Here is a 13680-nt window from a genome sequence, read left to right on the forward strand (position 1 = left end):
CACTTCTTTTATAGTTCTCTCTCTATTATAATCCTTAAAACGAAATATTTTAACTTTTTTGACTGTGAAAATATATATCCATTTACATTTTTAATAAATCATAAAAAGACATAATATTTGTACATTGGAATTCAAACATGTAATATACATCATTATATATTGGGAGGTTTTAAAGATGAGGCTAACTCTCTTTCGCTATTTTCTTTTTTTCCTAGGATTAATTTTCTTTGGACTTGGAAATGCTCTCGCAGTCAAAGTTAAATTCCTCGGTTTACACCCTTGGGAAGTTTTAAATATGGCCCTCTACCAAAGATTTGGGTGGACCATTGGTACGTGGAGTGTCATATGTGGATTATGCCTCGTTCTCATTTCTTTACTAGTAGATCGAAAATATATAAACGTGGGCACATTTTTAAATGCACTACTTATCGGTCCTATTATGGACTTTTTCTTACAATCAAACATCCTTCCAAACGCTACTGATTATTTATGGATAAACTTATTCATTTTGTTTTCTGGTATTGTAATTACAGGTATTGGGGGCGGTATGTACGTTGCGGCTGGAATTGGTGCTGGACCACGCGATGGATTCATGCTTACTATTTCTGACAAAACTGGACTGTCTATTAGCCGGGCTCGAATCATTGTAGAATGCGTTGTACTAGTTATTGGATATATGCTAGGAGGTCCTGTTTTCATCGTAACTTTTCTATACACTTTTATTCAAAGTCCAATCTTTCAGCAATCATTTAAGATATTTCAAGCACTCTTACATATTTTACATAACAAAAACAAAGAGCAAATTAATGAAAATATATAAAACATAACTTAATACCAATTACTCTTTTCATTAACTTTCTTACAAATAATTCACCCTATTTACGATTCCCACCGCAAATAGGGTGTTTCTTTTTTCATCCGATAATATATATTTAATTAAACATCAAAAGCATATACTACTCATTCACAATAAAAGTATATACATCATTATAAATACAACCATTTACTCTAATAACGTACTTACCTGGTTTATTGAACTGAACTGTATAATTACTTAATTGTACCGCTTCTTTATCTCCTGAAAGAATATCAATACTTCTACCACTCAATAAATAAGATTCACTTTGATTCATCGCTACATTAATAGCATTGAACTTCTCCTCTTTCACTTGCATTGTTTCTGCAGCGCTTACACTTGGTTCTAAAAAAAGTAATCCACTTAATCCAATTGAACCCGCTAGAGCTACTCCTGCAAATTTTTTCATTTTTTTCATCACAATGACCTCCTTATAATTTTAGTGTAAAGGCGATGTCCCCCCTTACACCACAAAGCCTATATGTAACGAAATGAAAAGTAAACACGTACAAGAAGACAAAATTCTACATCTTTTTCTCCTATTGAATATAAATCCAGCGTTTGGAGTTTTGTCACATTTAAAGTTGTTTCCCTAAACCAATTTCTCAATAAACTATTCAAAAACTGAATAATTACTTATTGATTTAACATTCTAAAAATAGTTGATAAAGGTGCTTTCTCTTCAAAAAAAGAGTGTGTTTCAAAAGTAACTTTTAAAACACACTCTATATACTCCATTTCATTCTTCTCTCCATAATCTCTCTACATTTATTAATTGCTCGTCTTTAAATTCTAGCTTATATACGTCTGGTTTTGATGTATTCATTAAAAATTCAAGCCCATATTGGTTATCAAAATAGTTCATCATCAATGTCATTACAAGCCCATGTGTACCAACTACAATTTTATGTCCTTGAAAATCCATTAATATTTCTTTTAATATTTTCACTACTCTTCTCTGACAATCCACATACGATTCTCCTCCAGTTAGTGTGAAATCTGGATTAGAGAACATCTTCTTTACGAGTGGATACACTTCCTTATCTGATATAATCTTATCCTCACTTAAAAACCTACACTCTTTGAGATTTTCATATACTACTATTTCTTTTTCATGGTAATTAGCTGACTTTTCTATCGTTAACATAGCCCTCTTATACGGACTTGAAATGAAAGTATCAATTCCCTCTGTTTCTAATATCTCAGTTACTCTATGAGCATCTAAAATTCCCTTCTCAGTTAATCCACGTGTTCTTTCATTTCCTTCTAATTTTGGCGATTCACCATGCCTAACCATATAGATATATGTATTCATAATTCCTCCTTGAAAATATTTATAAGTTAATTACTTAATTTAATCTTTTCCGTATCAAAACTTGAACACAATCAAAATATTAATTTATTCTTCTTTTATGAACTTTGCTGAGCAGTTCGTCTAACCCACTCCGAAACTAAACTCTCAAATAATTCAGGTTGTTCAATTTGCAAATTATGTCCCGCCATATCTAATACCGCTAATGTTGCTCTTGGATAATCTTCAATGATTCCTACAATATCTTGATAACCTACCGATATATCTTGTCTTCCAGCTAAAAAAAGAACGGGTTTCTCATATTTTTTATGCTGGAAGTCCAAAGTAAGAGAGTAACTCTTTTGTAATCTTTCAATAAACCCATCATTAGCAATATCTAGCCCAGGCTTAATTTCTTCTTTGAAACGCTTATATGTATACTCATTCGCAACCACTGCTAATTCACAAAATTCTTCCCTTTCGGTTGAAGTAAGCGCGTTTAAAAATTCTTCATCTCTTACAATTACCTGTTTATCTGGAAGAAGCCTTTTTTCTCGTTGCGCTACAACAACAGGACATACTAACAATAATCCATTAACTCTATCAAACATCTTTGAAAGTATCCCGCTAGCTAAATATCCCCCGTAAGACTCTCCTACTAGTAAAAAATCTTTAGTTGGGATGATTTTCTCAATAAATGCAGTTAACAGTTCTAATATACAATCTGAACTATTTATCCAATCTGGGGTATTCGATTTTCCCATTCCAGGTAAATCAATATAAATTCGCTGATATCCTTTAGACTTCTGAAACACTGTTTCCATACATCTCTTCATTAATCTATGGTCAGGAGCACACCCATGTATGATAAGTACTGGCTTTCCTTCTCCAATGATTTCATAGTATACTTCTGCATCCCTAATCCGGCATATCATAAAAAACCTCCCTATTTTTATATTCACCTTTAAAAACAACCCTCTCAAACTCAGAAGAATACACGTTCTCATTTTATATCTTTTCAGAAGTTAATTTCAAATCTTAATTTTCAGATTACAAATATAAAAAAGCTTCCCTATGAGTGTATCTCCTCCAAGGAAACTTTTTTATCTTTTCTTACACTCTATCAAAATTCGAAACTTCTCTAGCCTCATTCTTCTATTTGCATCAATACAATTCTCCAACCATCCGGATCCTCTATCGTTATCCCCTTATCTTTCCAATATGGATTTTCTGGTTCTACTTCATCGTATCCCATTGCATGCAGCCTTTCACTCACTTTTTTCATTTCACTATCTTCACGCATGTAAAATACAAGTAAATTGTCTTTTGTCGGAGCCGGACAAGGGCTCCCATCTATATGTCTTGTAAATTCTAAATGATACTCTTCATCTGGTAGACCAAACATGATCCCATCATAGCCTTCATGATCGTAGAATTCACCTATACGTTTTAAACCTAACCCTTTTCCATAGAATGCTATAACCTCTTCAAATTTATCAGTTGGACGTGCTATTCTAAACTTCACCCATTTCATGATGATTTTCCCTCCATATTAAAAATCAATTACTGTATTACATATTATTGTATATAATTAACACGTTTCTTTAATCCCTCATTAGTATGAGAATAGGTACATACAAAGGTCTTACTTAATACTCTATAATAACGAAAAACTCCCCTCATCTAGAGAGAAGTTCCATCATTTTATATGCAATTTTGCATCTCCACTTGCAAATTACTAAAAAATATTTAAAATTTACAGAATGACTAAATATACAAATTTTATCTACATTCCTTATAACCTAAAAATAATTAACTACAACATTTTTTCAATTTTAAGAAGTATTATACTCTTCATTTTTTTCTTATAAGCATGCTTTTTATAAGGAAATCTGATACAATCCTTAAGTAATATTACTACGTATAGATATTACGAATATAGTGCATAATTTAAGAAGGTGATTTTATTGAAATTAAATAAAAATTTACAAATATGTATATTAATCGCAACGTTAATATGCTTTTCAATCTATTCTATGTTTTTCTTTCTGTTCCCTACTCATTTTTCAAATTTGAATGTACGCTTCGCTTCACTCATCGTTGAAGCCATTACATTTATATCACTAATTTACTCTATATATTCTAAAAAAGTTAGTTCAAACCCTTTTTGGATATGTATCACAATAGCGATTGGGAGTTTTTTATTAGGAAAAATAGTATATACATATCAAGATACCTTCTTCGAAATTCCAATACATCACTTTACTATTTCTGATGTATTTTACATGTTTTTTCTATTCTTCTGTCTTATCGCTTTCTGCTATAAAATCTTAAAAGAATGCAATAAATGGGAAAAGGCGTTCTTTCTTTGTGATCTATGTATCGTACTCATTTCTATATTTACATTAGAATGGTATTTATTTAATCAGCCAGATTTAAATATATTTTCCCTTTCACTGGGAGATATTTTTCTCTCCTTTCTATATCCAGTTGCAGACCTATTATTTCTTCTACTAGGTGTTAGTCTCTTTTTCCGTCCAACTGTTTTTAATTCAAAACGGAAAATTTATATTTTTATTTTTGTATTAATAAGTTCTGCAACTTTTAACTATATTTATTTCTACTTATGTAGCCATTTAGCAAATGACACTATAACGTTATTACGTCTTTTATATAGAATACCTATATTACTTATCGCAATAGCTGGGGCTATTTCAGAAGATTATAATAGTCATAAAAATTATTTCATTGTAAACCCTATACTAGGAAAAAAAGTATTAGTCGTATTTCCCTATCTTGCTGTTGCAATACTAATCGGGTTTACATTAAAAGAACAAACAGCATCTTCAACTCTCATTACAGGAAATTGTATTACTTTTGTTTTCGTACTCATCCGTCATTCTATTGTGCGTATGCAAAATAATTCCCTAACAAAACGTTTACAGGCATTTAATGCTCAACTAGAAGAAAAAGTTACTTTAAGAACCTCTGATTTAGTCCAAAAATCAGATGCTTTATCTCAAAAACAACAAAAATTCAAATCTTTATATGAGTATCACCCTGATCCTATTTTTACGATTGATTTAAATGGAATATTCTTAAATGTAAATAAAGCTGGGAGTATACTACTTGGAGCACCAACGAACGAGTTACTTGGTGAAACATGTTTTTCAATTATTTTAGATGAAGATAAACATAAACTAGCATCTGCATTAGAAAAGGTTAAACAACAAGAATCAGCATCTTTACAACTTAGTTCTCAATATAAAGATGGCTTTACTTATTTTTTATACGTTACCATCGTTCCTATTATGATAGATGGGCAAATTTCAGGAAGCTATATTATGGTAAAGGATATTACTGCGCTCAAAAAACAACAAGAAGAAATAAAATATTTAGCATTCCATGATACTGTAACGAAAATTGGGAACCGTGCCTTTTTCCATAAGAAATTAAGAAAAGTTATAAATAATGCTCAAACAACACAAAGTGAGTTTGCATTATTATATTTAGATTTAGATCGCTTTAAAGTAATTAACGATACACTTGGACATTCGTCAGGTGATTACATATTAGAAGAAGTAGCAAAACGTTTCCAATCATGTCTTCCATCACATACTCATGTGTCAAGAATCGGTGGCGATGAATTTACAATTTTAATCGAAAACTATATAGACCATGATTCCTTATTCCAGTTATGTAACAAACTATTTGAAAGCATGAAAAAACCGTTTGTCATACATGAGCATAAATTAACTTTATCACTTAGTATCGGGATTGCTATATATCCATCTGGTGGAATCGATACCGCTACACTCTTAAAAAACGCTAATGTTGCAATGTATGATGCTAAGGAAAAAGAGCTTAACTCTGTCTCTATTTATGACGATGTAATCGCTAAAAAAATTGAAAGACGATTAAAATTAGAGAAAGATTTACCAAATGCAATTCAAAATGAAGAATTATTCCTTTTATATCAACCTCAGATTGATAGTGAATCTAATAAAATTATCGGTGCTGAAGCTTTAATCAGATGGAACCATCCCGAATTAGGTGTTATTTCTCCATATGAATTTATTCCAATTGCCGAGGAAACACTACAAATTATTCCAATAGGAAAATGGACATTACAGCAAGCCTGTCAGCAAATGAAACGTTGGCACGCACTCGGATATTCACATTTAAAAATAGGAGTAAATCTATCTGCTAAAGAATTTGAACAAGAAGGCTTTGTAAAGTCTATTTCTTCTACATTAGCAAATACAGGCTTACCTGCAAGTTCTCTCGATCTAGAATTAACAGAACGAATTGCAATGATGGATGAGAGAGAAACATTGATAAAACTACGTACACTAAAAAATTTAGGGGTTCACATTTCAATCGACGACTTTGGTACAGGCTATTCTTCGCTAGCCTACTTACCTTTATATCCCATCGATACGTTAAAAATCCCGAGAGAATTTATTACAATGTCTGAAACGTGTGAAGATGGACTGGAAATCATTAAAACGATCATTACATTAGCACATACATTAGGAATGTCGGTTATCGCTGAAGGTGCAGAAACGAAAGAACACGTGAATTTCCTTCAAAAAAATAAATGTCAGTTTATTCAAGGTTATTATTACAGTAAACCTATTTATACAAATGCATTTACTAAGCTGCTAGAAAACGGTATTCGTCCATAGTATATAGCTCTATACAGAATATAATAGGCTACATAATAATAAATTTGAAAAACAAAAGGAAAGAAGATACCTTCTTTCCTTTTGTTTTTCCATTTAACCCCCTATTATTTCACCACTTCATTTATTAAATCTATTAATTGATGAATTCCCTCATCATTTGTTTTCTTATATCCATTCATGTTTTGAACATATCTCTCCTTATTTGCATATAGCTGATTTACTGCATGTGTAAATGTACTAGTGTTTACTCTATCTTGAAGTAAAACTTCCGCATATCCTTGCCTAGAAAAATGGTCAGCATTTAAAACTTGATCCCCTCTACTGGAACCATTAGTTAAAGGAATAAGCAACATCGGTTTCTTCAAAAATAACAATTCAGAAATAGCAGTAGAACCCGCTCTGGAAACTACAACACTTGCCATATTCAGTATATGCGGTAACTCTTCCCCTATATATTCAAATTGCATATAACCTTCCATTCCAATAGCTGAGTCCACCTTCCCTTTACCACACATATGAACAATATTAAAATTTAATATTAATGTATCTAAACTTTTCCTTACCATATCATTTATCCACTTAGCACCTTGACTCCCACCCATTATTAACAATACCGGTTTATCTTGCTGAAATTTACAATAGCTTCTTCCTCGTAATACGTTACCTCTCTCAATTTCTTCCCTTACAATTGGCCCTACATAAACCTTCTTCTCAGTACTTACATTACCCCCTGTTTGTGGAAATGTTGTACATAGTTTTTTAGAAAAAGGTAATGCTATTTTATTTGCCAACCCTAACGTACTATCTGGTTCACGTATTATTATAGGTACACGATTTAACCATGCCCCTATAACTACAGGAACTGAAACAAATCCTCCTGCAGAAAAGATAACGTCAGGCTTCATTTTCTTAATTAATTTATAACTTTGTAAACAACCTTGTATAATTTTGAAAGGATCTTTAAAGTTCTCCCAATCCCAATATCTCCTAAGCTTCCCGGTTGAAATACTATTATACTTAACATTTCGAACTAATAATTTTTCAATTCCATTTTGAGATCCAATATACTCGACTCTCCATCCCTTTTCTATAAATTTAGGAATCAATACAATGTTAATCATAACGTGTCCGGCTGTACCGCCCCCAGTAAAAAGAATCGTTTTGCTCATAACTTATATCCACCTTTATCATTAAAAATCTAGCTTTATATTAATCTTTCAAATGTAAATATGCTTACTATTATTTATGTAAATATTCAACTCAAGTCCTATATCTTGTAAAAGATCTTTGATGAGTTCATAAAAATCATTTCCATACTCACTACACTCATACTGAGCAAAAACTTGAATCACATGCCTAGTTCTTGTCTCTAGTGCTGGCTTTATTCGATCAACCTTTTTTCCTTCCACATACGCTCGATATTGATTTATTGCCTCATAGAGGTGCAACACATGCGCTTCTTCATCTTTCCAATCCAGCGTATCAACAATCGAAAGAAATAGCGTATTTTGATTATCTATTGCTTCATCACCATTCATATACTTCTTACACCCTTTTTTATTTTTCATTGCATGCAGATGTCACTGCGCTTCGCATACTCAAGTACATCTTTTAATGATTGATGAAATTGGATTTTTGGGACCCAACCTAATTTTTTTATATCCTCTAACACTAAACTTTTATTTGAGTCATCCTCAAAATTCTCTGTTTCTTTTATAGTAAAGTTCTGCTGTGTTAATCCTTTATATTGTTCTAATACATCTAATAAAGATCGTTTTACTCCTGACCCAATATTATATTCTTTTCCATTTATACCATCACGCAATAACATATGATACGCTTTAACTGCATCACGTACATCTAGAAAGTCCCTACTATCTTTCAAACTGTTTACTTCAATAATTGGTTCACTTTTACCCGACTCTATATCTATCATTTTTTTTGCAAGAATAGAACAAATACCATTCGATACTCCTGGACCAATTAAGTTCGAGGGCTTTGCAATGATAATATTTGAATTCATTAATCCACCCCAAGCCTCTGCGACGATTACTTGCATAGTTTTACTTAAACTATATGGATTTGAAACTTTTATGTTGTTCATACTATCTGCTTGCAATGCAGATCCTATAACTAATGTTCTACAATGTGGTGCTTCTTGCTTAATTGCTTCTAATAAATATAACGTCCCTATTACATTAATCTCCATGTATTCAAGAGCAGCTGTCCAAGACTCTATGACCGAATTCCTTCCTGCTAAATGCAATACATAGTCTGGCTTTATTTGTTTAATTACCTTCATTACTTCGCTCTTATTAGTTAAATTACAAGTAATTCCATTTCTGCATTTTTCTCTATGTGAACGATTCTGAAACATAGGAATTACATGAAAGCCCTTGTCTAAAAAATATTGGCAAGCATGGCGCCCTGTGAAACCATTTGCACCAGTTATTAAAAGGCTCGCATTTTTTTTCATAGTAAAAACCCTCCTTTTTCTAACATTTGTTTCACCTCATATTTTGCAAGTAAGTCTTGTTGAGAACTAAAACTCTTCACATCCACAAGCGGATAACTAGCATAATATTCTTGAAGTCCTTCTATAGGAATAGTCGGTAGTACCACAAAATAATTTTGATCAAAACTTATACTTGTTTTACTCTCTACCTCAGATAAAAGCATTTCACTTAATTTTTCACCAGGTCTTATCCCTACCTCTTTTATCTTCACGTTTTCTTTTTTTGAATCTTCAATCAACACTTTTGCTAAATCCGTTATTTTACATGCTGGCATTTTCATAACAAAGATCTCCCCTCCTCTTCCTTCAGATGCTGCTTTAAATAACAATCCAACAGCATCTTCAATTGTTAAGAAAAATCTAGTCATATTTTCATCAGTAATCCCTACCTGTGAAGACTTTTTAATTTGCTTTTTAAAAAGCGGTACCACACTTCCACTCGTTCCTAAAACATTTCCACCACGAACACAAATGAATTTTGTTTTCTTCGTTTGCACATTCGCATGAACCATTAACTTTTCACCAATTGCTTTTGTCATCCCATACGTATTTGATGGATCGGCTGCTTTATCCGTTGAAACATATATAACTTTCTCAACTTGCATCTGGATAGATGCTTCAATTACATTTTGCGTACCATGTATATTTGTTTTTATAGCTTCATAAGGATAATACTCACATACTGGAACGTGTTTTAAAGCTGCAAGGTGGAATACATAATGTACATCTTGGCAAGCATATACGAGTTGGTCTTTATCACGAATATCTCCAATAATAAATTTCAATCTATCTTCATTTATAAATTGCTGCTGCATTTCAAATTGAACTGTTTCGTTTCTTGAAAAAACTCTAATTTCTTTCGGTGATTTTTCTAATAGTTGTTTTATAAGTTCATGCCCCCACGAACCTGTACCACCAGTAATTAAAATTATTTTATTAAGCATTCCTTTTCCTCCTACCGGACATTTCATTAAAAATTGTATTTATTAACGCGATTGAATTACTTTCAATTGATTCAAATCATAATCGTCGTTTGTTACATTTAATTGACAAAATAAAAAAACAGAAACTATTAAACATAGTTTCTGTTTTTCATTTCACCTCTTAACGGTAAGATTTTTTCATACTGTTTGCACGATAGCTATATTACTTGTAAAAAAACACCGCTCATTTATTTCATATACTCGTAATAAAATAAATAGAATGATTCATAACTAATATCATGTTTAAATTCATGAAAAGGAGGGTAATGGAATGTACCAAAGCAACTCAAATAATACATATAACGAAGCTTCCAAAGCACTTCCTCTCTCCCTATTTGATGTGAAAAATGAGTTAAAACTAAAATGCAAACTCATTCATTCTGGAACCATGTATAAATTAACGAAAGAAGAGCAACTCATCATCGACAACATAAAAGCACAAACAAAACAACTAAATAAAAATAATGTAACAAGAACACGTGCATACTACCAATTTTACATTCAATATCCAGAAATACATTGGGCACTACTTGGGCATATGGTATCACGTAACGGTGGTTGGAATATGACCGATTTAAAGGGAGATTTATATACGAGAATTTTATCTGAGAAAGAGCAAATTACATTTTTTTCTTTCTTAGAAAGAGGAAATTGGCTCATTTTCCAAGATATATATCCTCAATTTTTGCTATATGAACAGAGTGTAAAAAGATCACAAAGGCTATTTCACCTTCTCCCTCACCTAAATGTTTCTACATTTATGGAAACGATGTGGAACGATTTTTGGAAAACAGGTAACAAAAAAACATTAGCGATTGCAACTATTATTAATGAACAAAACTACTTAGAAAAAAGAGTTATTCAAAATGTACACTTTAAAAAGACTGTACTAAATAGTATTGGATTTAAACTCTTTGATTTCTTTCAGTTTAATCATATCCTTTTCCCATTCTACGAAAATGATAAGAAACAAAAAGTATTACTATTTGGTGATACAATGAAGCATTTTACGTCCTTGCATGAACGAATCTTAATTGGAAAAAGATTGTATTCACTATTATTTCGGGATACACATATTTTATCTCAAATAATAAGTTGGGCCGAGCATCATCCACACACAGGCTCAAGGAAAGATTACTGGCCTCATTTATTTTCAAGTGTAAATGAATCTTTTTTCCGTGAGTTTTATAAACGCCGAATAAAGAAGTGCCAGTTGCGTAGTGGCGCATATCGTATATACAGTCCTGCACTCATCTACGCATGGCGCGATATGAAACATGAAGAAGATGAAAGTAAAGATTGGTTTACTGATTGGCAAGTTGTAAATTACTTAGTTGATAAGGAGGAAAGTATAAGTGGACAAATTTCAGAAGACTACTGCAAAACACTCGAAAAAATTGAACTTGCCCTTCTCGCAAAGAAAAATGTCCTCCTCCGAGAGGAAGAATGACTTTCTAGCTTTAATAATTACAGTTTTTTTCTCTGCTATTATTGGAACTTGTTTAGATGCTTTCTTTGTTAATAAACAACTATATTCCTTTCCAGTTAGGCCCTTCTCATCCATATTTTCAGTTAACATAGCTTTTACGTTGTTTGTACTGCCGATTTTAACAGCCTCTTTTATACAAGTTTCAAAAAAATTATCTACAGCTTCTAGAACTCTATTTATTTTTTCAATAGGTATTTGTGCTAGTATTTTTGAGCAAGTTGCTGAGAGATTAGGTTTATTTGTACATAGTGCAGATTGGAACCATACATATTCTTTATTTGGTTATATGATTTTCCATTCTTTTATTTGGAAAGTATATAATTGGTTACAAAAATAAAGAGACCATTATAGGTCTCTTCTTAAGCATACTCTTCAGTTATGGCTAATGATGTAGGGGTTTGCAGACTCTTAGAGCGTAAACGATAGGCAACGACTTTCTTCTTATATTGCTTTATTACATCAACATGTTCCTCATAGCTATATAGAGAAAATCTAATCTCTTTATTCCCTTTTTTCGTATCAATGACTATTGGTGTTCCTTCTCCTTGAGGTGGGAAATAATGTTTATCCAAAAATAAGGCCTCATTAAATTCGTTAATAACTTGTAGTTTCATTTCTCCCTCTATATTTTTTCCATCTATCGATATAGAGGTATTCTCCTCCTCAAGTTTTTGATGTAATTCAAATCTACTAATAATAGATTCTACAACAGAAGTTGGCATACTAGAAACTAGTACTTTAAGAGAACCAAAAATAAATAATGTAACTATAAACCACGTTGTCACTTTTATCATCTCCATTACATTTTAAAATATAATTTTCGTTCCATACGGTATTAATATACTAATGAGTATTCCGGTTACAATCATCGTTACCGAACCGATAGTCGCTTCTTTCTCGCCTTCCTTCACTAGACGACTCACACCGATAATATGTGAGGCGCAGCCCATTCCAACTCCTTTTCCAATCGTACTTGTTATATGGAAAAACTTAAGTACTGTTGGTCCGATAATAGCACCTGTTATTCCTGCAACAACTACAAAACTAGAAGTCATAGAAGGAATACCACCAATTTGATCCGCTAATGAAATGGCAATAGGCATCGTCGCTAATTGCGGTAGAGTTGTTAGTATAAGTTCCTTATCTATATTTAAAATTCCACCAATCACTACATTCATACTCGTTAAAGCCACTATACCTATCACTACGCCGATCAGTATCGATAAAAAGTTTTTCATAAGTATCTTTCTCTCTTTAAATAGAGGTATGGCTAACGCTACAATTGCAGGGCTCAAGAAGCCTGAAAGAATGTCTCCTCCATTTTCCTTATACTCATGATGAGAGATTCCAAAAATAAGGAATAAACAAATCATAATTGCTGTAACTGTTAATACCGGTAACGTAAATGGAAACGTATATTTTTTATACAGCTTTGTCGCAAATAAATATATTACTACAGTAATAATAATTAAGACCATTTGAATAGCGCACCTTGTCGATTTTATTTTTTTGATGTTACTAACAATTGACTTACATACCCTGAAACAATCAATGTTACTATCGTACTTGCAACAACTAAAAGGAATATAACACTCCCCTTACTTAAAAGAAAAGATCCGTATTCCATTAACCCTGTTGTCGAAGGGATTAGAAATAACGGTAAAAATACTATTAATTTTTCCGCACCTACCTCCAACCACTTTAATGGCAAAATACGAGTAGAAAGGAGTAAGAACAGCATTAACATCCCAATTAAACTTCCTGGCATCGATAGGTGGAATACTCCCTGAATCCAAGTACCAGCTAAGCTAAATACATATAGCACACCTACTTGAAGTAGCAGCGTCACGTACTTCAT

15 protein-coding genes are annotated in these 13680 nt (G+C 32.2%); 4 read left to right on the forward strand and 11 right to left on the reverse strand.

The annotated features are described in order from the left end of the window. The first annotated feature begins 175 nt into the window (after positions 1–175). Positions 176–820: a YczE/YyaS/YitT family protein gene (locus tag KPL75_RS05025; RefSeq protein ID WP_219919638.1), complete on the forward strand. Its 645-nt coding sequence runs from the start codon at positions 176–178 to the stop codon at positions 818–820. A 136-nt stretch (positions 821–956) separates the two neighbouring features. Here the strand turns inward: KPL75_RS05025 and KPL75_RS05030 are convergent, their stop codons facing one another. From KPL75_RS05030 to KPL75_RS05045, 4 genes are all read right to left on the reverse strand, one after another. Next, positions 957–1274, reverse strand: a complete 318-nt coding sequence (locus KPL75_RS05030; protein ID WP_002146163.1) for a hypothetical protein — start codon at positions 1272–1274, stop codon at positions 957–959. Between the two features lie 321 nt (positions 1275–1595). Then, on the reverse strand, positions 1596–2171 hold the full coding sequence (locus KPL75_RS05035; protein WP_033707106.1) for a histidine phosphatase family protein: 576 nt from the start codon (positions 2169–2171) through the stop codon (positions 1596–1598). Between the two features lie 95 nt (positions 2172–2266). Beyond that, positions 2267–3082: an alpha/beta fold hydrolase gene (locus KPL75_RS05040; RefSeq protein WP_219919639.1), complete on the reverse strand. Its 816-nt coding sequence runs from the start codon at positions 3080–3082 to the stop codon at positions 2267–2269. Between the two features lie 212 nt (positions 3083–3294). Beyond that, entirely contained in the window at positions 3295–3684 is a 390-nt protein-coding gene (locus KPL75_RS05045) for a VOC family protein (protein ID WP_219921069.1), read from the reverse strand. Between the two features lie 430 nt (positions 3685–4114). Between KPL75_RS05045 and KPL75_RS05050 the strand changes: the two genes are divergently transcribed. Continuing rightward, a complete protein-coding gene (locus KPL75_RS05050; RefSeq protein WP_219919640.1) occupies positions 4115–6835 on the forward strand; it encodes a sensor domain-containing protein in 2721 nt (906 codons plus the stop codon). A gap of 104 nt (positions 6836–6939) precedes the next feature. Here KPL75_RS05050 and KPL75_RS05055 read toward each other — a convergent pair whose 3' ends face one another. From KPL75_RS05055 to KPL75_RS05070, 4 genes are read right to left on the reverse strand one after another with little or no spacing between them, the layout of a single operon-like run. Then, on the reverse strand, positions 6940–8004 hold the full coding sequence (locus tag KPL75_RS05055) for an undecaprenyldiphospho-muramoylpentapeptide beta-N-acetylglucosaminyltransferase (protein ID WP_219919641.1): 1065 nt from the start codon (positions 8002–8004) through the stop codon (positions 6940–6942). Positions 8005–8052: 48 nt separating this feature from the next. Further along, positions 8053–8403: a DUF6572 domain-containing protein gene (locus KPL75_RS05060; RefSeq protein ID WP_219919642.1), complete on the reverse strand. Its 351-nt coding sequence runs from the start codon at positions 8401–8403 to the stop codon at positions 8053–8055. Then, positions 8400–9311 (reverse strand): SDR family oxidoreductase, encoded by a 912-nt coding sequence (locus KPL75_RS05065; RefSeq protein ID WP_219919643.1) that lies wholly within the window; start codon positions 9309–9311, stop codon positions 8400–8402. Before KPL75_RS05065 ends, KPL75_RS05060 begins: the two co-directional genes overlap by 4 nt. After that, positions 9308–10294: a UDP-N-acetylglucosamine 4,6-dehydratase family protein gene (locus KPL75_RS05070; RefSeq protein WP_219919644.1), complete on the reverse strand. Its 987-nt coding sequence runs from the start codon at positions 10292–10294 to the stop codon at positions 9308–9310. The genes KPL75_RS05065 and KPL75_RS05070 overlap by 4 nt, the downstream gene beginning before the upstream one ends. 310 nt (positions 10295–10604) lie before the next feature. Between KPL75_RS05070 and KPL75_RS05075 the strand changes: the two genes are divergently transcribed. Then, positions 10605–11783: a DUF2515 domain-containing protein gene (locus tag KPL75_RS05075; protein ID WP_219919645.1), complete on the forward strand. Its 1179-nt coding sequence runs from the start codon at positions 10605–10607 to the stop codon at positions 11781–11783. Continuing rightward, complete coding sequence (locus KPL75_RS27375) at positions 11758–12159, forward strand: CBO0543 family protein (RefSeq protein ID WP_258237013.1); 402 nt, start codon at positions 11758–11760, stop codon at positions 12157–12159. The genes KPL75_RS05075 and KPL75_RS27375 overlap by 26 nt, the downstream gene beginning before the upstream one ends. A 22-nt stretch (positions 12160–12181) precedes the next feature. On the opposite strand, the gene KPL75_RS05080 is transcribed toward KPL75_RS27375, so the two are convergent. From KPL75_RS05080 to KPL75_RS05090, 3 genes are read right to left on the reverse strand one after another with little or no spacing between them, the layout of a single operon-like run. Further along, positions 12182–12607 (reverse strand): YfmQ family protein, encoded by a 426-nt coding sequence (locus KPL75_RS05080; RefSeq protein WP_309137447.1) that lies wholly within the window; start codon positions 12605–12607, stop codon positions 12182–12184. A 21-nt stretch (positions 12608–12628) separates the two neighbouring features. Beyond that, on the reverse strand, positions 12629–13300 hold the full coding sequence (locus KPL75_RS05085; RefSeq protein ID WP_219919647.1) for an LrgB family protein: 672 nt from the start codon (positions 13298–13300) through the stop codon (positions 12629–12631). 23 nt (positions 13301–13323) lie between these two features. Further along, positions 13324–13680 carry a CidA/LrgA family holin-like protein gene (locus tag KPL75_RS05090; RefSeq protein WP_219919648.1) on the reverse strand — a complete coding sequence of 119 codons (357 nt, stop codon included), beginning with the start codon at positions 13678–13680 and terminating at the stop codon, positions 13324–13326.

Source organism: Bacillus sp. NP247 (genome assembly GCF_018966865.1).
Taxonomy (GTDB): Bacteria; Bacillota; Bacilli; order Bacillales; family Bacillaceae_G; genus Bacillus_A.